Raw genomic sequence first — 18580 nt, forward strand, 5'->3', positions numbered from 1 at the left:
TGCATTGCAGCAGAACAGGAGTGACGAACGGTGCGGCGGGCTTCGGGTTCATGATTTCAGAGGATCAATTGAAGCGCGTCGCTGCCTGGTCGCGCGAGCTCACGCAAGCGGAGATCGAGGTCGCTCGTGCCGGGATCACGGAGCGGTCCTACGGCACCGGCGAGACCGTCTTCATGCGCGGCGACACGTTCGACTATTGGGCCGGCATGGTCTTTGGGCTTGCCCGGATGGGCGGGGTCTCGCGCGACGGCAAGGAGACGAGTCTTGCCGGGCTGACGGCGGGGGCCTGGTTCGGCGAGGGCAGCGTGCTCAAGAACGAGCCGCGCCGCTATGACGTCGTCGCGCTGCGCAACAGCCGCGTCGCACTGATGGAACGCAGCGCCTTCATGTGGCTGTTCGAGAACAGCGTCGGCTTCAACCGCTTCCTGGTTCGGCAGCTCAACGAGCGGCTCGGCCAGTTCATCGGGATGCTCGAGGTCAACCGCACGCTGGATGCCACCGCGCGGCTTGCTCGCAGCATCGCCTCGCTGTTCAATCCGATCCTCTATCCGGAATCCACCGCGCATCTGGAGATCACCCAGGAGGAGATCGGCGCGCTTTCCGGCATGTCCCGCCAGAATGCCAACCGCGCGCTGAACCGGCTGGAGAAAGAGGGCTTGCTCCGGCTGGAGTATGGCGGCGTCACGATCCTCGATATCGAGCGGTTGCGCGGTTACGGGGACTAGCGCCCATTGGCCGGCGCGTGCACCGGCCAGAGGTCGGCGCGCCAGCGCACGGCGATCGCCATCATTGCGATGAACCCCGAGACGGCATAGAGCGACCCCGTCGCGGAATAGCCGATGATGTCGATCAGGCTGCCGGCCGCGAGGAGCCCAATCGGCAGGCCGTAGATCACCATCATGCGCACGCCCATGACGCGGCCGCGAAGATGTGCGCTGGCCGTCCGCATCAGGATCACGGCAGCTGATATCATCGACATGCTCTGGGCGATGCCGGCGAGCACGAGGCAGGCCATCGCCACCGGCATGGTCCTGATCTCGACGAACACCAGCAGCATGGCGTACCAGGCCAGCGTCGCGCCGATCAGGAGCCGGGCAATGCGCACTCCGCTGACAAGGCTGAGCGTGATGGAGCCGATCAGCGAGCCGACGGCGAAGCTCGCGGAGAGATAACCGAGGCCGGTCTGGTCGGTGTGAAAGATATCCCGCGCGATGTAGGGCAGCAACCCGCCGGTGAAAGGAAATGCGGTCAGGTTGGCCAGGAAGGCGACGCATAGCGCCGCGCGCATCCCCGCGCCATTCCAGGCGTAGACGATCCCTTCCTTCAGATCGCCCAGCAATCTCGAAACGGCGCGGCCGTCTGCCGGAAGATCAGTTGTGGCAATGGTCCGTTCCGGCCGGGTCAGGCAGAGCATGAGCAGCGCGGCCACGAAATAGAGGCAGACGATCACCACGTAAACGAGGCCAATACCGAGGACGGCAAATAGCCCCGCGCCTGTCAACGCGCCGGCGATGCGCGCGCTGTCCTGGGTCGTGCGCGCAACGCTGATGGCGCCCACCAATTGCTCGCTCGGCATGATCTCGGCAAGCAGCGCGCCGCGAACGCCGAGATCCGAGGGGCGAATCAGGCCCATGATTGCGACGATGATCATGACGCCTGGCGGGGTCAGATGACCGGTCAGTGCCAGAGTCATGATGGTCGACGCGAGCACCATATAGGCAAGACGCATCGCGACCAGGAGATCGCGATGACCCATGCGGTCACCGATCATGCCGAACACCGGCGCCACCAATGTCCCGACGAACTGGAGCGATGCGAGCACGGTGAGCAGCAGCACCGAGCCGGTCTCGACCATGATGTACCAGCCGAGCACCAGCGTCTCGATCTCGAATGCCCAGGAGGTGAGCAGGTCGGACGGCCACTGGAAACGATAATTGCGGATACGAAATGGCGCGAGCGCGGAGGGGCGTGCAGGTGTGCTCAAGGCGCGATGGCGCGTATCACGGCGATTCCCTTGCCTTGTTATTTCTTCTTCTGTGCGAGACCGTAGCGCCGGTGACGCTTGTGTCAATCGGGGGCAGCTGCAGGCCGCTCCCGCGCTCTGCTCCTAGCTCGCAGCGGTTCTCGATTTCCGCTCCAGGAGCGCAGTGGCCATCGCCGAGATCAGCGGTCGCATGAAGTAGGCTTCATCGGCAGGCGAGACGTCGGTCCGCAGGCCGTGCGCCGCGAGCTCGCCCGAGACAGCAGGTCCCACTGACGCGATCAGCGTCCGCTCCAGGCCTGCGCGCAGCTTCGCCTCGCTGCCATGTGCCTTCGCGGCCTCAATCAGGCGGCGCACCTGGCCAAGATTGGTCAGCGCGATCGAATCGATTCGCCCGGCGGCCATCTCGTCGATCGCGGTGACGATGTTGGCATCCGCCGCCTTGGAATCGTAAGCATAAGGCAGCACGGCATCGACCTCGGCACCTTGCGCGGCAAGCGCATCGGTCAGCGCATTGTGATCCTTGTCGGGATAGAGCTGAAGGCCGAGGCGGTGCCCCTTCAGATCGAGCTTGCCGAGCATCTCGATCACGCCCTCGGTGGTCGGCTTCTCTGTGGTCTGCTGCGCCTCGAGTCCGATTTCGCGCAGTGCCTTGCCGGGCTTGGGGCCGCGGGTGAACTTTCGTGATCTGGCAAGCGCCGCCACGAGAGCCTGGTCGAGCCCTCGCGCGATGGCGCGCTTCATGATCCGCCGCAGCCCTTCGCCGGTCATCAACACGAGGTCGTCGAAGGGCTTGTCGATGGCGCGGCGGATCCAGGCCTCGACCGGGGCGGGGTCTGGTGCATCCTGGATGGTGAACATCGGGCATTGCACGACCTCGGCGCCTTGCTCGGCCAGCAACTTCGAAAACTGCGCCTCCTCGCGCGTTTCCAGGATCAGGATTCGGGTGCCGTTCAAGCGGTCGGCCATGAGCCTACTCCGGTCAGTCAAAGCAATCGTACGTTCATCCTGACTCCACCGTCGGGATTGGCGCAAGGTGGGGTCGGTGATAGAGCAGGGCGCAAATCGCGGGGCGTTCCGCAGCCGCTGCCCAAACCTTCATCAAGGCCCATGCCCGATCATCAATATGTCCTGACCCTGTCCTGTCCGGATCGTCCCGGCATCGTCTCGGCGGTGTCGACCTTCCTGGCGAATTCCGGACAGAACATCCTCGACGCCCAACAGTTCGACGACACCGAGACCAATAAGTTCTTCATGCGGGTGGTGTTCACCGCCGCCGATCTCGCCGTGGAGCTGTCGGCGCTCCAGACCGGCTTTACCGCGATCGCCGAGCGTTTCGGCATGGAATGGCAGATGCGCGATCGGGCCGCGCATCGCAAGGTGATGCTGCTGGTGTCGAAGTCCGATCACTGCCTGGTCGACATCCTCTATCGCTGGCGCACCGGCGAGCTGCCGATGACTTTGGTCGCAATCGTCTCCAACCACCCGCGCGAGGTCTATGACGGGCTCGATTTCGGCGGGGTTCCGTTCCACTATCTGCCTGTTACGAAGGAGACCAAGCGCGAGCAGGAGGCGCAGATCCTCGATCTCGTCGCCAAGACCGGAACCGATCTCGTCGTGCTCGCCCGCTATATGCAGATATTGTCCGACGATCTCTCGGCTAATCTGTCGGGACGCTGCATCAACATCCACCACTCGTTCCTGCCGGGGTTCAAGGGCGCAAAACCCTATCACCAGGCCCATGAGCGTGGCGTCAAGCTGATCGGCGCCACCGCGCACTACGTCACGCGCGACCTCGACGAGGGCCCGATCATCGACCAGGACGTCGAGCGCATCAGCCATCGCGACACGCCTGAGGATCTCGTCCGCAAGGGCCGCGACATCGAGCGGCGCGTGCTGGCGCGCGCGATCCGCTACCATCTCAACGACCGCGTCATCCTCAACGGCCGCAAGACCGTGGTGTTCGTGGACTGAACTCACCTCTCACCGCAGGCGCGAGGGGGCACGACTTAACGTACCGCAGCGCCGGACGCTGAGCCCGTTGCGCCCTTTTGCGCCTGCTCCTCCTTTTCGCGATCCGCTGCCGGCATCAGCCGCTTGCGCTCGCGCTCCTTCATGAAGGCATCGTATTGCGGCGTGCCCGCCCGCGGCGGGGCGTCCGCCGGCAAGCCGCCGGCCCATTGCGGGACGTAGTCGCCCATGCCGGACGAGAGCTTTTCGTTGACGGTGCCGCAGCCGGACAGGCCCGCGGAGAGCGCGAGGAGGATCAGGAGGGAACGGGCGGATCTGGGCATTGTACGGAGGCGAGGTCAGCGTGTTGGACGCCAGGTCAGGCTGTCGTCGGGAGAGTAGCCTTCAACAGGTAAAATAGACTTATTCGAGGTAGGTAATTTGATACCGGAGGCTACCTACTCAGACCTTGCCGATGTTCAAATTCTGCAAACAAAAGACCAAATCCTCCATGCACCCGGCCGGCAGCGCTTCTAGACTGCGGCAACGTCTCGCGTCAAAGTGGTTTGGTCGGAGATGGGGCTTTTTCGTTGACAGGTCCATTTTGTTTGTACAATCGTACAAATGATGGCGACCACGATCACGATACCGGGTTACCCGGACGTGACCCGATATCGCTTCTGCCGTTGGCAATCGGAAGGCTCGGCTTGCGCCGAAAGGTCGCCAAACGTCCGATTGACAATAAGGGCGCGAAAGACGCCATGTGGCGCGACATCACGCGTGCGTGAGCTCGATTTAAGGCAAGGACCGGGCACTCGGTCCGGCGCACAAGAGATCAGGAATGAAGGGGAGGGACATCTGATGTTCGAACGCAAAAAACTGTCTCATAAGACTGCCTGGGCCGCAGCAGCGGCCGCCATCGTGGGCCTTACGGCCGTCCTTCCGGCCAAGGCCGAGGATAGCGTCAAGGTCGGTCTGATCCTGCCGATGACCGGCGGCCAGGCCTCGACCGGCAAGCAGATCGAGAACGCGATCAAGCTCTACATGCAGCAGAAGGGCGACACCGTCGCCGGCAAAAAAATCGAGATCATCCTCAAGGACGATGCTGCGATTCCCGACAAGACCAAGACCGCCGCGCAAGAGCTGATTGTCAACGACAAGGTCCATTTCATCGCCGGCTTCGGCGTCACGCCGGCCGCGCTCGCGGCGGCGCCGCTGGCCACGCAAGCCAAGATCCCGGAAGTCGTGATGGCCGCCGGCACCTCCATCATCACCGAGCGCTCGCCCTATATCGTGCGCACCAGCTTCACGCTGGCGCAGTCCTCCACCATCATCGCCGACTGGGCGGTGAAAAACGGCATCAAGAAGGTGGCGACCCTGACCTCGGACTACGCGCCGGGCAATGACGCGCTCAACTTCTTCAAGCAGAACTTCACCGCCGGTGGCGGCGAGGTGGTCGAAGAGGTGAAGACGCCGCTTGCCAATCCCGATTTCGCACCGTTCCTCCAGCGTATGAAGGATGCCAAGCCTGACGCGATCTTCGTGTTCGTGCCGGCCGGCCAGGGCGGCAACTTCATGAAGCAGTATGCCGAACGCGGACTCGACAAGGCGGGCATCAAGGTGATCGGACCGGGTGACGTGACGGACGACGACCTCCTCAACAACATGGGCGACGCCGTGCTGGGCACGGTCACTGCACACCTTTATTCCGCGGCGCATCCCTCGCAGATGAACAAGGATTTCGTCGCGGCCTACAAGAAGGCGTACGGAAACCGGCCGGGCTTCATGGCGGTGAGCGGCTATGACGGCATTCATCTGATCTACGAAGCACTGAAGAAGACCAATGGCGACACCGACGGCACCAAGCTGGTCGAAGCCATGAAGGGCCAGAAGTGGGAGAGCCCGCGCGGCCCGATCTCGATCGACCCCGAGACCCGCGACATCGTGCAGAACATCTACATCCGGAAGGTCGAGAAGGTCGACGGCGAGCTCTACAACGTCGAGTTCGCGACCTTCGAGGCCGTCAAGGATCTCGGCAAGACCAAGAAGTGACGCGCGAAAGCGCGTCATCCCCGAGCGCGCATTAGCGCGCATCGGGGATCTCGCCCGCCACTCTCGTCATGCCCGGGCTTGACCCGGGCATCCACGCGAGAGTCGAACCAGGAACGTGGATGGCCGGGACAAGCCCGGTCATGACGATAACGCCAAGCTGAGACGATGACCTCAATCCTCACCAACCTGTTCGATGGCGTTGCCTACGGCATGCTGCTGTTCGTGCTGGCTTGCGGGCTCGCGGTCACGCTCGGCTTGATGAACTTCGTCAACCTCGCCCATGGCGCCTTCGCCATGGCCGGCGGCTATGTCTGCATGGTGCTGGTCAACCGGATGGGCTGGCCATTCTTCGCTGCATTGCCGCTTGCCTTCGTCTCCTCTGCTGCGATCGGCATTGTGCTCGAGCGCACGCTGTACCGACACCTCTATGCGCGCAGCCATCTCGACCAGGTGCTGTTCACGATCGGCCTCACCTTCATGTCGGTCGCGGCCGTCGACTACATCCAGGGCTCGTCGCGGGTCTTCATCAATTTGCCGGCGGCGCTTCAGGGCCAGTTCGACGTGTTCGGCGTCGGCGTCGGCCGCTACCGGCTGATGATCATCGTGATCTGCGGGCTGCTCACCATTGCTCTCCAGATGGTGCTCGCGAAGACGCGGTTCGGCAGCCGTCTACGCGCCGCGGTCGATGATCCCCGCGCCGCGAGCGGCCTCGGCATCAACGTGCCGCAGGTGTTCGCCTTCACATTTGCTTTTGGTTGCGGCCTGGCTGGTCTCGGCGGCGCGCTGAGCGCCGAGATCCTCGGCCTCGACCCGTATTTTCCGCTGAAGTTCATGATCTACTTCCTGATTGTGGTCACCGTCGGCGGCTCGTCCTCGATCACCGGCCCGTTTCTGGCCTCGCTGCTGCTCGGCATCGGCGACGTCGCCGGCAAATATTACGTCCCGAAGATGGGACCTTTCGTGATCTACACCATGATGATCGTGATCCTGATCTGGCGCCCGAACGGCCTGTTCGGCCGCACGGCCGCGCGTTGAGTTCGCCGATGAGCGCCTCCTCCGACGTCGGCTATCACGCCCAGCGCCAGGCACGCTGGCATTATGGCGAGGCCGCTTTCTGGCTGATCGTGCTGGGCTGCGGCTTCGTATTTCCCACGCGTTATTTGATCATGACGGACATCCTGCGGCTCGCGCTGTTTGCGATGTCGCTCGATCTGATCCTCGGTTACGCCGGCATCGTCTCGCTCGGCCATGCAGCCTTCTTCGGCGCCGGTGCTTACGCGGCGGGGCTTCTCGCGCTGCATGGGATCATCAACGAGCCCGTGCTTGCGCTTGTCGTCGCAGGCCTTGTCGCGATGGTGCTCGGCTTCGCCACCAGCTTCCTGGTGATCCGAGGCGTCGACCTGACGCGGCTGATGGTGACACTCGGCATCGCGTTGCTGCTCGAGGCATTGGCCGAACGCTTCTCCAACATCACCGGCGGCACCGACGGCCTGCAGGGTATCGAGATGCAGCCGATCTTCGGTGAGATCCCGTTCGACATGTTCGGCAAGACCGGCTTCTTCTATTCGCTCGCCGTTCTGTTCCTGTTGTTCCTGTTCGCCCGCCGCGTCGTGCATTCGCGGTTCGGGCTGTCGTTGCGGGCGATCAAGAACAATCCGCTGCGCGCGGCCGCGATCGGCGTTCCCGTCAACCGCCGCCTGATTGCGATCTACACACTCGCGGCGTTCTATGCCGGCATCGCAGGCGCACTGTTCACCCAGACCACCGCGATCGCCTCGCTCGACGTGTTCGCCTTCGAGCGCTCGGCGGACCTGATGCTGGTGCTCGTGATCGGCGGCACCGGCTATCTCTATGGCGGCCTGATCGGCGCGGTGCTGTTCCGCATGCTACAGGAGTTGTTCTCCACCATCACTCCGCAATACTGGCAGTTCTGGATCGGGCTCGTGCTGGTCGTGATCGTCCTGGTCGGCCGGCAGCGCCTGCATCGCTGGATGCTGTATGTGCCCAATCTGGTCATCAAGCAGATAGCCGGGCGCAAGGCCGTCGTCGCCGTGCCGGAGAGCGACGCATGACCATCGCGCTCGAAACCCAGAATCTCGAAAAGCAGTTCGGTGGTCTGCGCGTCACTCGCGACTTGTCGCTAAAAATCGAACAAGGCGCTCGCCACGCGCTGATCGGCCCGAACGGCGCCGGCAAGACCACGGTCATCAACCAGCTCACCGGCGTGCTCAAGCCGAACTCGGGCCGCATCCTGCTCGAAGGCCAGGACATCACCGATCTGCCCGTGCACAAGCGCGTGTTGCGCGGCTTGTCGCGTACCTTCCAGATCAACCAGCTCTATCCCGACCTGACCCCGCTCGAGACCATCGGTCTCGCTGTCTCCGAGCGCCTCGGCCATGGCGGTGACTGGTGGCGGCGGATGGGTACGCGCAGCGACGTCAACGGCGAGATCGCCGACCTCCTGACACGCTTCCACCTGCTTGACGTCATGAACGAGCAGACCGTGACGCTGCCTTACGGCAAGCAGCGCCTGCTCGAGATCGCGGTCGCGATCGCCGCCAAGCCGCGCGTGCTGCTGCTGGATGAGCCCGCCGCCGGCGTGCCCGAGAGCGAGCGCCATGACATTCTCGCCGTCGTTGGCAGCCTGCCGCGCGACGTCACGGTGCTGCTGATCGAGCACGACATGGACCTCGTGTTCTCCTTCGCCGACCGCATCTCTGTCCTGGTCTCCGGTGCGCTGCTCACCGAAGGACCGCCCGAGCAGGTCGCGCGCGACCCGCAGGTCAAGGCGGTCTATCTCGGCGAGGAGGCGGTCAATGTCTGACCTGCTCGCGATCGACTCGCTTCGCGCCGGCTACGGCGAGGCCGTGGTGCTGCCGAACATGTCCCTGCGTCTCTCCGAAGGCCAGGTGCTGGCACTGTTGGGGCGCAACGGCACCGGCAAGACCACGCTGATCAATTCGATCGTCGGCGTCACCCGTCGCTTCTCCGGCACTGTCCGGCTGGCCGGTAGCGACGTCACGACTTTGCGGCCGGACCAGCGGGCGCGCGCCGGGATCGGCTGGGTGCCGCAGGAGCGCAACATCTTCCGCTCGCTCACGGTGGAGGAGAACATGTCCGCAGTGGCCCAGCCCGGCCCCTGGACCGTCGAGAGGGTCTACGAGATGTTCCCGCGGCTGAAGGAGCGGCGGAGCAATTTTGGCAACCAGCTCTCCGGCGGCGAGCAGCAGATGCTGGCGATCGGTCGCGCGCTGACCCTCAATCCGAAAGTGCTTCTCCTGGACGAGCCGACCGAGGGCCTTGCCCCCATCATCGTCGAGGAGCTTTTGAAGGCGATCGGGACCATCACGCGGGCGGGCGGCATCTGCTCGATCATCGTCGAGCAGAATGCCCAAAAGATTCTGGGGCTGGCCGACCGTGTTGTGATATTGGAGCGCGGAACGATCGTCCACGACGCCCCGAGCGCCGCGCTGAAGGCCGACCCGTCGGTCCTCGAGCGCCACCTCGGCGTCGCAGGGGCGGCGGCCCACTAAAAATAACTGGGAGTAAGAAATGCAGCGAACCAAAGCCCCCTTCCGCGCCGACGAGGTCGGCAGCCTCCTGCGCCCCGCGAAGATCAAGGAAGCCCGCGCCAGGCTGGAGAAGGGCGAGATCTCGGCCGACGATCTGCGCAAGATCGAGGACATGGAGATCGAGAAGGTCGTGCATAAGCAGGCCTCGCTCGGCCTGAAGCTCGCAACCGACGGCGAATTCCGCCGCTCCTGGTGGCATTTCGACTTCCTGGCCAAGCTCACCGGCTGCGAAATGTTCCACCCCGACACCGGCATCCAGTTCGCGGGCGTCGAGACGCGGCATGACGCGGTGCGGGTGATCGGCAAGCTCGATTTCCCCGATGACCATCCGATGCTGGATCACTTCCGCTTCCTGAAGAAGGTCGCCGACCAGGCCCACGTCACCGCGAAGATGACGATCCCGTCGCCGGCGGTGCTGCACTTTCGTGGCGGCCGCAAGGCGATCTCCAAGGACGTGTATCCCGATCTCGACGCCTTCTACGAAGACCTCGGCAAGACCTACCGCAAGGCCGTGAAGGCGTTCTATGACGCCGGCTGCCGCTATCTCCAGTTCGACGACACCGTGTGGGCCTATCTCTGCTCGCCGGACGAATTGCAGAAGGCGCGCGAGCGGGGCGACAATCCCGAGGGTCTCCAGCAGATCTATGCGCGCGTCATCAACTACGCGCTGGCGGAGAAGCCCGCCGACATGGTGGTGACGACGCATGTCTGCCGCGGCAATTTCCGTTCGACCTGGATTTCTTCAGGCGGCTACGAGCCGGTTGCCGAGACCATGCTCGCCGGCACCAATTACGACGGCTATTTCCTCGAATACGACAGCGACCGCGCGGGTGGCTTCGAGCCGCTGCGCTTCCTGCCCAAGGGCAACAAGGTCGTCGTGGTCGGCGTCATCACCTCGAAATTCGGTGAGCTCGAGAAGAGGGATGACATCAAGCGCCGTCTCGAGGAAGCCGCCAAGTTCGCCCCGCTGGAGCAGCTCGCACTATCGCCGCAGTGCGGTTTTGCGTCGACGGAGGAGGGCAACGTCCTCTCCGAAGAGGAACAGTGGGCCAAGCTCAGCCTCGCCGTGGAGATCGCAAAGGAAGTGTGGGGCCAATAGGGCTCCACTCGCTCACTGTCATTCCCCGCGAAGGCGGGGAATCCAGTACGCCGCGGCTTCTCGGAGAATCGCTGACTTCTCGGCGTACTGGATCGCCCGGTCAAGCCGGGCGATGACAGCTGAGGGTGAGGCACACGCCCTTCATTTCTCCGCCAGATAAACCTCGCCCAGCAGCGACGAGTTCGACCACGGCACCTGCTTGTTCTTCGTGGTCGAGACCACCTCGGCCCGCACCCGCGTCAGCATCTGCTGCACTTCCAGGCCAGGCGTGCCGAGATGGCGGGAGAGCGCGGCGGAGAACGGCGAGTTGGCGCCTTCACCGTCGAGCGCGACCTGGCCCGGCGCAGTGGCGAAAGCGATCAGCGTGCCGGCGCCGAGCGTCGCGCCGGCGCCCAGGCTCGTTGGCGCTGCGAGGCCCGAGGCAGCTTCGACGGCGCGGTTGGTGCCGACTGATGCAACCTGCTGTGCCATCGGATTATTGCGGCAGGCATCGAAGATCAAAATGTTGGTGCGGACCTGGTCGTCGAGGCCGGCCATGATCGTATCCATGTCGATCATCGCGTCCGTCATCCTCGCGCCCGGCTTGAGCTCGACGTCGACGGGAATGAGATAGTTGCGACCCTCGACCTGCACGCCGTGGCCGGCATAGTAGACCACCACGATTTGCGCCCGCGCCGCCTCCCGCAAGAAGTCACGCGTCATCTTTTGCATCGCCGCGCGGTCGAGATCGACGCCTTCTGACACAGTGAAGCCGATGTTGCGCAGGCTCTTCGCAACGGCGCGCGCGTCATTGGGCGGATTGGGCAGTGCCTTGACATGCGCATAGGCGCCATTGCCAATGATCAGCGCCATGCGCGTGCCGCGCGCGGCCGGAGCAGGCGAGGGGGACGGCGCGGCACCCGTCTGCTGGGGAGCCGGTGCCTGTGCCTGCTCGGTCGTCGGTGACGGCCCATCCCGCGGGATCGGCACGCTAGCGTCGGTGACCAGCGACAGCCGCACCTTTGCCGTGGCCTGATTGGCCTTGCTGCCGGCATCGGAAGCCGTGATTGCAAGCGTCGCCTTGTAGTCGTCCCTCGCGTGCGCGTAATCGCCTTTCGCCTCATAGGCCAGCGCGCGATGGGTGTAGCCCGAGATCAGCACGCTGTTCGGCGGCGTCATGATGTTGACGGGCGGCTTCTCTTTCGCGAGCCGAATCGCTTCGCTGCCGTCGGCAATCGCGCGATCGTAATCGCCTCTGACGCGCCAGATCGCGGTCCGGTTGATCAGCGGCTGCGGCAGTGTCGGGTCGAGCCGGATCGCTTGGTTAATGTCGGCCAGCGCGCCGTCGAGGTCGCCGAGCGCCTCCTTCGCGATGCCGCGGTTCTGGAACGAGAACGCCGATCTCGGGTCGGCTTTAATCGACATGTCGTAGTCGACGATCGCCTTGGCGTAGTCGCCCTTGCCGCGCCAGGCATTGCCGCGATTGTGGAATATGGTACCGCTCGGCGGGCCAAGCTTCAGCGCGTCGTCGAAATCGGCAATCGCGATTTCGTACTCGCCTCTGTCGTAGTAGGCCGATCCCCTGAGATTATAGACTGCCTGGCTCGGCTGGAGCCGGATCGCTTCCGTGGCGTCGGTGATGACCTTTGGGTATTCGCCCTTCTTGTTCCAGCCCACCGCGCGCCAGAAGTAGACCGTTGCGAGCTGCTCGCCTCTGAACACCTTCAGCGCGATGATCTTGCTGCAGGCGTCGATCATCTGGTCCGCCGGCGTGGTGTCGGTGGTGCAGAGCGGCCCAAGCTGGTTGCGCGCCTGCGAAAAAGCGGGCGCCGACCACAGCGTTGCGGCGAGCAGGCAAAGCGCGACGAGGAGGCGACGCATCGGTGGTGGTCCCGTTGAGGAGAGGCGTCTGTTTGTTGCCCGGCAGGGGAAGGTGGTTCATGGCCTCGCTGCTGTGCACACGGCAACGGGGGCGGCTCTATCCCCTCTTCCCTCAGTGGGCAGATTTTGCTAGGAGGCGCTACCCAATCCTTCTGCCCACTGCGTCCCACTTCATGAAGAATGACGAAATCCTGAGCCAAATCACCGAGTTCTGCCGCAAGGCCGACATGGCGGAATCGACGTTTGGCCGGCGCGCGGTGAACGATGGGAAGCTTGTGCATCGCCTGCGCGAGGGCAAGCGCATCACGATCGACACGCTGGACCGGATCCAGGCTTATATGGCCGCATCGATGGCCGGCGGCGTGCCTCCCCCGCGGGGACTTCAGGTGCCGCCGGAAAAGCGCGATCCGCGCGGCAATTTCCGCTTCTTCGAGAACCGCCAGAAATACCTGCTGTTCGTCCACACTTGCAGTGAGAAGCGGGTGGTCGCCGAGCGCGTGGCGCTGGAGCTTGCCAGCATTCATCCCCGGCCGCCGGCGCTGCGCGTGTTCGATGCCGGCGTTGGCGACGGCACGGTACTGGCGCGCGTGCTGCGCGCGATGCACCAGCGCTTTCCGCACATGCCGTTCTATGTCGCCGGCAAGGAGCTCAGTCTCGAGGACCTCCGCCTGACGCTGGACAAGGTGCCGGATCGCATTTTCGAGCATCCGGCCTCGGTGTTCGTTTTTACCAACATGCTTTACGCGGAGGCGCCCTGGCTCACGCCGGCATCGCCCGCGGCGGCCGCCGCGACAGTCTGGCATGAGGTTCCCCTGCGGGGGGCTTCCTCGGGCGAGTTCGAGACGCAAATCGCGGAGTTGAAGCCGTTTTTGGAGCAGAACTGGCGCGCGGCGGTCAGCCCGCGCACGGGGATGCCGCTCTATGAGCGGCCTGTTGTGCTGGTGCTCTACCGTGAAGATCAGCGGTTTCTGCTCGATTCGACCATTCCACGGCCGGGCCAGGCCGAGGCCAATTTTGACCTCGTTATTGCATCCCAGCCATACCGCGCGCTGTCCTCGGTCAATTTCCGGGCAAAACGGATCATTGCGCCCCTGGCGCGGGCCTTGCGGGCAGGCGGCCGCCTGATCGGAATTCACTCCCACGGGCAGGATCCGGGCATGGAGATGATCCAGGCGATCTGGCCCGGAGAAAATCCTTTCTCGGTGAGCCGTCATGAGCTATTGCGCGCGGTGAAGTATGAGCTCGGCTCGGTGGGCCGTGACCTAAATTTTAATGCTTACGCAGATAACCGCTCGATCTTCAGGTATGATATGGAAGCGCTGCCCAACGAGGTGACAGGCACTATCGGAACCTCGACGGCCTTTGCAGCCTGGAATGCGGCGGTGTATGTCGCTCAGATTGAGGACGACCGATTGACGGAAATGACTCAAAACGGCCGCACTCTGGATGCCGCCAGGGACGTGCTGCGAAAGTATAATGGGCTCTGGTTTCTCGACGAATCCTACGTCATCTCGCGCCGGCGTGATTGACATCATTCAAAGCTAAACATCGCAAACGCCCGCCAGCTAGCGGCGGAACAAGGGGTTACTGATGCGCGCGTCCTATCTCTTCACCAGCGAGTCCGTGTCCGAAGGCCATCCGGACAAGGTGTGCGACCGGATCTCCGACGAGATCGTCGATCTGTTCTACCGCGAAGGACCGAAAGCCGGCATCGATCCCTGGCAAATTCGCGCCGCCTGCGAAACGCTCGCGACCACCAACAAGGTCGTGATCGCCGGTGAGACCCGCGGTCCCGCATCCGTCACCAACGAGCAGATCGAAGGCGTCGTGCGCGCCGCGATCAAGGACATAGGCTACGAGCAGGAAGGTTTCCACTGGCAGAAGGCCGACATCGAGATCCTGCTGCATCCGCAGTCCGCCGACATCGCGCAGGGCGTGGATGCGCTGCAGCCGGGCGAAGTCAAGGAAGAGGGCGCGGGCGACCAGGGCATCATGTTCGGCTACGCCACCAACGAGACGCCGGATCTGATGCCGGCGCCGATCTTCTACGCCCACAAGATCCTCCGTCTCATCTCCGAAGCGCGCCACTCCGGCCGCGAGAAGGTGTTGGGCCCGGACTCCAAGAGCCAGGTCACCGTGCAGTACGAGAACGGCAAGCCGGTCGGCGTGCGCGAGATCGTGGTGTCGCATCAGCATCTGGTCGAGGACATCTCGTCCAAGCAAATTCGCGACATCGTCGAGCCCTATGTGCGCGAGGCGCTGCCGAAGGACTGGATCACGGCGAAGACCATCTGGCACATCAACCCGACCGGCAAGTTCTACATCGGCGGTCCAGACGGCGATTCCGGCCTGACCGGCCGCAAGATCATCGTCGACACCTATGGTGGTGCGGCTCCGCACGGTGGCGGCGCGTTCTCCGGCAAGGATCCGACCAAGGTCGACCGCTCGGCCGCCTATGCGGCACGCTATGTCGCCAAGAACATCGTCGCGGCCGGTCTTGCGGATCGCTGCACATTGCAGCTCGCCTACGCCATCGGCGTGGCGCGTCCGCTGTCGATCTACATCGACACCCACGGCACCGGTAAGGTGTCGGAGGATCAGCTCGAGAAGGCCGCCGCCAAGGCGATGGATCTCACCCCGCGTGGCATCCGCAGCCATCTCGATCTCAACCGCCCGATCTACGCGCGCACCTCCGCCTATGGCCATTTCGGCCGTACCCCCGACAACGAGGGCGGCTTCTCCTGGGAGAAGACCGATCTCGTTGAAGCGCTCAAGCGCGCGGTCTGATCACCGACGTCATTCCCGGGGCGCCGCCACGGCGGCGAACCCGGAATTCTTCCATCGAGATTCCGGGCTCGCCTCCAGGGCGGCCCGGAATGACCAATTCAACAACAGGACGCCCGCAATGAACGCGAAGCCCGGCTTCACCGATTACATCGTCAAGGACATTTCGCTCGCCGATTTCGGCCGCAAGGAGCTCTCGCTCGCCGAGACCGAGATGCCCGGCCTGATGGCCACCCGCGAAGAGTATGGCCCGAAGCAGCCGCTGAAGGGCGCGCGCATCGCCGGCTCCCTGCACATGACAATCCAGACCGGCGTGCTGATCGAGACGCTGGCAGCGCTCGGCGCCGACATCCGCTGGGTCTCCTGCAACATCTATTCGACGCAGGACCACGCCGCGGCGGCGATCGCAGCTGCCGGCATTCCGGTATTCGCCGTCAAGGGTGAGAGCCTTACCGAGTACTGGGACTACACCGCCAAGCTGTTCGACTGGCACGGCGGCGGTCACCCGAACATGATCCTCGACGACGGCGGCGACGCCACCATGTACGTCCATCTCGGTCTGCGCGCCGAGAACGGCGACACCAAGTTCCTGGACAAGCCGGGTTCGGAAGAAGAGGAAGTCTTCTTCGCGCTTCTGAAGAAGCAGCTCAAGGAGAAGCCGAAGGGCTACTTCGCCGAGATCGCCAAGAGCATCAAGGGCGTTTCCGAAGAGACCACCACGGGCGTGCATCGTCTCTATGACATGCAGAAGGCGGGCACGCTGCTGTGGCCGGCCATCAACGTCAACGACAGCGTCACCAAGTCGAAATTCGACAACCTCTATGGCTGCCGTGAATCGCTGGTCGACGGCATCCGCCGCGGCACCGACGTGATGATGTCGGGCAAGGTTGCGATGGTCGCGGGCTTCGGCGACGTCGGCAAGGGTTCGGCCGCCTCGCTGCGCCAGGCCGGCTGCCGCGTCATGGTCTCCGAAGTCGATCCGATCTGCGCGCTGCAGGCGGCGATGGAAGGCTATGAAGTCGTGACCATGGAAGACGCCGCGCCCCGTGCCGACATCTTCGTCACCGCGACCGGCAACAAAGACATCATCACGATCGAGCACATGCGCGCGATGAAGGATCGCGCCATCGTCTGCAACATCGGTCACTTCGACAACGAGATCCAGATCGCGGGTCTGCGTAACCTGAAATGGACCAACATCAAGCCGCAGGTCGACGAGATCGAATTCCCCGACAAACACCGCATCATCATGCTGTCGGAAGGCCGCCTCGTGAATCTCGGCAATGCGATGGGCCATCCGTCCTTCGTGATGTCGGCCTCCTTCACCAACCAGACGCTGGCGCAGATCGAGCTCTTCGCCAACAACAAGGACGGCAAGTACAAGAAGGAAGTCTACGTGCTGCCGAAGTCGCTCGACGAAAAAGTCGCGCGCCTGCACCTCGCCAAGATCGGCGTCAAGCTCACCGAGCTGCGCAAGGACCAGGCCGACTACATCGGCGTCAAGCAGGAAGGTCCGTACAAGTCGGACCATTACCGCTACTGAGCGCGCACTGTTGCGACATAAAGGCCCCGGAGCGATCCGGGGCTTTTTTTGTCGCCGTTCTCCATACGACGCTTGGTAGAGAAGAAACGAGCCTGCCACTTTTGCGGTGGGCTGCCGCTTCTCCCGCTTACGTTGTCGTTCGCCGCCGTAAGGGCGTTGAGATCGACCATTGATTGCTTTTGGGGTGAGATGATAGAAGGCCGGTGTTGCCGCGATAGCACCGGGTAGGCGGTTTAGATGTTCTCAAAACTGATAATCACGCCCACGCGTGTCTTCAGGCCGGCGTCCACCACCAAGGACGAGGCGCAGGTCATCGCGGGCCTCGAAGAGCGGGGCGGCAACTGGTGACAGAAAGACGTTTACACGACGCTCTGTTCATGGCGGCGTCGTTACTCCCGCTGTTCATCATTCTGCAACTTGCAACTCTTGCCCTTTACGCATCGCCCGAGACCGACGACTTCTGTTTTTCGTATCATTATGCCGACGACGGGCTGCTCGGTACGGTCGCACTCTTCTACAAAAGCGTCATCGGCCGGGTCCTGCCGATGGTGCTCATGTGTCTGCCGGCGATGGTTGCGCGGGCAATCCCGCTTGATATGTTCGTCGTCTACCCTTTAGCGATGGTGGCGTTCCTCCTCGCCCTCACTGCCGGCGGACTATGGGTCTGCGCAAGACTCTGGACGTCCGCCTCGGCAGCACTGATCTTCTTTTTCGGCATCACGCTAACTGCCACGATCGCCGTCAACGCGCTCAGCTTCCGGGAAATGTTGCTTTGGATGCCAGGTGTGGCTTGCTACTTGGTGCCGGCGATCATCTTCATGATCGTCTTCACCTGTCTGATCACCACCGCCATCGGTGATACCCCGCTTTCGAGAAGAGCAACCGTGGCCCTTGGTGGGCTCTGTTTCCTCGCCGCCACTTGCAACGAGTTCACAATCGTCTGGTTCATGGCCGCCATAGCGGCTTCATTCGCCGTCCGCGACTTCTGCCAATTCCGAAATCACATCACGCTCGCCGGCTGCACGTTGGCCGGCTTTCTGGTCGTTCTGGCAGCGCCCGGAAATCTGGTTCGGATGTCATCCTATCCGGCTGGCGGGAAGATATGGGCGGCCATTGATGGGGCTTCGCAGTGGTACGCTTACGACTGGGGCCTTCTGCTCCAGCAGCCGACCATGATCTCATGGCTCGCATTGCTCGCTTCCGCTTCGATCTTCGTCATCGGACCCAAGCCGATCACCGCGCGCAAGGTTCTTATGGTCTCGGTTGCAGCGCCCGCGCTCTTTCTTGCGTGCAGCTTCATCACATGGTTCGTGGCCTATGGCGCGACCGGAGAGATGCTGGCCCTGCGGGCGCGCAATGAGACCGAAGTCATGATCGTCATGACCCTTACATTCGCAACTCTGGCAGTCTCGCGCTTTGCTGCGCAGTTCCTGCCGGCGCGGCCTTCCGATGTGCGAAGCATCGGCATACTCATTTGTGCCCTGCTCTGCCTGCCGCTGATCAACTCTAGAGCTATGACGCTCTACCGAACGGAACGCGGCAGCTTTGCCACCTTCTGGCTCGAAAGCGTCCAGCGTCATGCGACGCTCAGCCTCTCGCAGGACGCCGACATCGTCGTTCCAACCCGAACCGCGCGCCCCTCGCTCCTCATGCAAGAGGATCTGACAGCCGATCCGTCACGTCTCCCAAACGACTGCGTCGCCGCCTACTATGGCAAAAAATCAGTCGTCATGCGCTAG

Annotated in this window: 16 protein-coding genes; 12 read left to right on the top strand and 4 right to left on the bottom strand. The window is 63.3% G+C overall.

Translation table 11 applies throughout. The features are described from left to right. Positions 1 to 50: 50 nt before the first annotated feature. Positions 51 to 725 (top strand): Crp/Fnr family transcriptional regulator, encoded by a 675-nt coding sequence (locus IVB41_RS27710; RefSeq protein ID WP_106946375.1) that lies wholly within the window; start codon positions 51 to 53, stop codon positions 723 to 725. On the opposite strand, the gene IVB41_RS27715 is transcribed toward IVB41_RS27710, so the two are convergent. Together IVB41_RS27715 and IVB41_RS27720 are read right to left on the bottom strand one after the other, a co-directional pair. Continuing rightward, the gene (locus tag IVB41_RS27715) at positions 722 to 1984 is read right to left on the bottom strand and encodes an MFS transporter (protein ID WP_247400503.1); all 1263 of its coding nucleotides are present in this window, start codon (positions 1982 to 1984) and stop codon (positions 722 to 724) included. The genes IVB41_RS27710 and IVB41_RS27715 overlap by 4 nt on opposite strands. A gap of 123 nt (positions 1985 to 2107) precedes the next feature. Then, entirely contained in the window at positions 2108 to 2950 is an 843-nt protein-coding gene (locus IVB41_RS27720) for a uroporphyrinogen-III synthase (RefSeq protein ID WP_247290192.1), read from the bottom strand. A 141-nt stretch (positions 2951 to 3091) separates the two neighbouring features. Here IVB41_RS27720 and purU point away from each other — a divergent pair, with 141 nt between their 5' ends. Continuing rightward, entirely contained in the window at positions 3092 to 3955 is an 864-nt protein-coding gene (gene purU, locus IVB41_RS27725; RefSeq protein WP_247362688.1) for a formyltetrahydrofolate deformylase, read from the top strand. 35 nt (positions 3956 to 3990) lie between these two features. On the opposite strand, the gene IVB41_RS27730 is transcribed toward purU, so the two are convergent. Then, on the bottom strand, positions 3991 to 4275 hold the full coding sequence (locus IVB41_RS27730; protein WP_247290188.1) for a hypothetical protein: 285 nt from the start codon (positions 4273 to 4275) through the stop codon (positions 3991 to 3993). Between the two features lie 517 nt (positions 4276 to 4792). On the opposite strand from IVB41_RS27730, the gene IVB41_RS27735 reads away from it, so the two are divergent. The 6 genes from IVB41_RS27735 (at position 4793) to IVB41_RS27760 (ending at position 10654) form a co-directional block, all read left to right on the top strand. After that, complete coding sequence (locus tag IVB41_RS27735; protein WP_027566804.1) at positions 4793 to 5983, top strand: ABC transporter substrate-binding protein; 1191 nt, start codon at positions 4793 to 4795, stop codon at positions 5981 to 5983. A 165-nt stretch (positions 5984 to 6148) separates the two neighbouring features. Beyond that, on the top strand, positions 6149 to 7018 hold the full coding sequence (locus tag IVB41_RS27740) for a branched-chain amino acid ABC transporter permease (protein ID WP_027566805.1): 870 nt from the start codon (positions 6149 to 6151) through the stop codon (positions 7016 to 7018). Positions 7019 to 7026: 8 nt separating this feature from the next. Next, positions 7027 to 8055 (top strand): branched-chain amino acid ABC transporter permease, encoded by a 1029-nt coding sequence (locus IVB41_RS27745; protein ID WP_247437213.1) that lies wholly within the window; start codon positions 7027 to 7029, stop codon positions 8053 to 8055. Further along, positions 8052 to 8807 carry an ABC transporter ATP-binding protein gene (locus IVB41_RS27750; RefSeq protein WP_007612502.1) on the top strand — a complete coding sequence of 252 codons (756 nt, stop codon included), beginning with the start codon at positions 8052 to 8054 and terminating at the stop codon, positions 8805 to 8807. Before IVB41_RS27745 ends, IVB41_RS27750 begins: the two co-directional genes overlap by 4 nt. Continuing rightward, on the top strand, positions 8800 to 9516 hold the full coding sequence (locus IVB41_RS27755; protein ID WP_247437216.1) for an ABC transporter ATP-binding protein: 717 nt from the start codon (positions 8800 to 8802) through the stop codon (positions 9514 to 9516). The genes IVB41_RS27750 and IVB41_RS27755 overlap by 8 nt, the downstream gene beginning before the upstream one ends. A 19-nt stretch (positions 9517 to 9535) precedes the next feature. Then, complete coding sequence (locus IVB41_RS27760; RefSeq protein ID WP_027566809.1) at positions 9536 to 10654, top strand: cobalamin-independent methionine synthase II family protein; 1119 nt, start codon at positions 9536 to 9538, stop codon at positions 10652 to 10654. Positions 10655 to 10795: 141 nt separating this feature from the next. Here the strand turns inward: IVB41_RS27760 and IVB41_RS27765 are convergent, their stop codons facing one another. Continuing rightward, positions 10796 to 12514: a caspase family protein gene (locus IVB41_RS27765; RefSeq protein ID WP_247437218.1), complete on the bottom strand. Its 1719-nt coding sequence runs from the start codon at positions 12512 to 12514 to the stop codon at positions 10796 to 10798. Between the two features lie 173 nt (positions 12515 to 12687). Between IVB41_RS27765 and IVB41_RS27770 the strand changes: the two genes are divergently transcribed. The 4 genes from IVB41_RS27770 to IVB41_RS27785 all read left to right on the top strand — a co-directional run bounded on the left by IVB41_RS27770 (position 12688) and on the right by IVB41_RS27785 (position 18580). Beyond that, positions 12688 to 14043, top strand: coding sequence for a hypothetical protein (locus tag IVB41_RS27770; RefSeq protein WP_027519010.1), 1356 nt, complete (start codon positions 12688 to 12690; stop codon positions 14041 to 14043). A gap of 61 nt (positions 14044 to 14104) precedes the next feature. Then, positions 14105 to 15301, top strand: coding sequence for a methionine adenosyltransferase (metK, locus tag IVB41_RS27775; protein WP_247290184.1), 1197 nt, complete (start codon positions 14105 to 14107; stop codon positions 15299 to 15301). A gap of 118 nt (positions 15302 to 15419) precedes the next feature. Further along, entirely contained in the window at positions 15420 to 16841 is a 1422-nt protein-coding gene (gene ahcY / locus IVB41_RS27780; protein ID WP_007601979.1) for an adenosylhomocysteinase, read from the top strand. 344 nt (positions 16842 to 17185) lie between these two features. After that, positions 17186 to 18580 carry a DUF6056 family protein gene (locus IVB41_RS27785; protein WP_247437221.1) on the top strand — a complete coding sequence of 465 codons (1395 nt, stop codon included), beginning with the start codon at positions 17186 to 17188 and terminating at the stop codon, positions 18578 to 18580.

The sequence above is a fragment of the Bradyrhizobium sp. 44 genome, from assembly GCF_023073095.1.
GTDB lineage: Bacteria > Pseudomonadota > Alphaproteobacteria > Rhizobiales > Xanthobacteraceae > Bradyrhizobium.

Excerpts from the sequence above, each read along its gene's own strand:
- purU (WP_247362688.1), top strand. The coding sequence starts at position 3,092 with ATGCCCGATCATCAATATGTCCTGACCCTGTCCTGTCCGGATCGTCCC.
- IVB41_RS27750 (WP_007612502.1), top strand. The coding sequence starts at position 8,052 with ATGACCATCGCGCTCGAAACCCAGAATCTCGAAAAGCAGTTCGGTGGT.
- IVB41_RS27720 (WP_247290192.1), bottom strand. The coding sequence starts at position 2,950 with ATGGCCGACCGCTTGAACGGCACCCGAATCCTGATCCTGGAAACGCGC.
- IVB41_RS27765 (WP_247437218.1), bottom strand. The coding sequence starts at position 12,514 with ATGCGTCGCCTCCTCGTCGCGCTTTGCCTGCTCGCCGCAACGCTGTGG.
- metK (WP_247290184.1), top strand. The coding sequence starts at position 14,105 with ATGCGCGCGTCCTATCTCTTCACCAGCGAGTCCGTGTCCGAAGGCCAT.
- ahcY (WP_007601979.1), top strand. The coding sequence starts at position 15,420 with ATGAACGCGAAGCCCGGCTTCACCGATTACATCGTCAAGGACATTTCG.
- IVB41_RS27710 (WP_106946375.1), top strand. The coding sequence starts at position 51 with ATGATTTCAGAGGATCAATTGAAGCGCGTCGCTGCCTGGTCGCGCGAG.
- IVB41_RS27770 (WP_027519010.1), top strand. The coding sequence starts at position 12,688 with ATGAAGAATGACGAAATCCTGAGCCAAATCACCGAGTTCTGCCGCAAG.
- IVB41_RS27740 (WP_027566805.1), top strand. The coding sequence starts at position 6,149 with ATGACCTCAATCCTCACCAACCTGTTCGATGGCGTTGCCTACGGCATG.
- IVB41_RS27760 (WP_027566809.1), top strand. The coding sequence starts at position 9,536 with ATGCAGCGAACCAAAGCCCCCTTCCGCGCCGACGAGGTCGGCAGCCTC.
- IVB41_RS27745 (WP_247437213.1), top strand. The coding sequence starts at position 7,027 with ATGAGCGCCTCCTCCGACGTCGGCTATCACGCCCAGCGCCAGGCACGC.
- IVB41_RS27730 (WP_247290188.1), bottom strand. The coding sequence starts at position 4,275 with ATGCCCAGATCCGCCCGTTCCCTCCTGATCCTCCTCGCGCTCTCCGCG.
- IVB41_RS27735 (WP_027566804.1), top strand. The coding sequence starts at position 4,793 with ATGTTCGAACGCAAAAAACTGTCTCATAAGACTGCCTGGGCCGCAGCA.
- IVB41_RS27755 (WP_247437216.1), top strand. The coding sequence starts at position 8,800 with ATGTCTGACCTGCTCGCGATCGACTCGCTTCGCGCCGGCTACGGCGAG.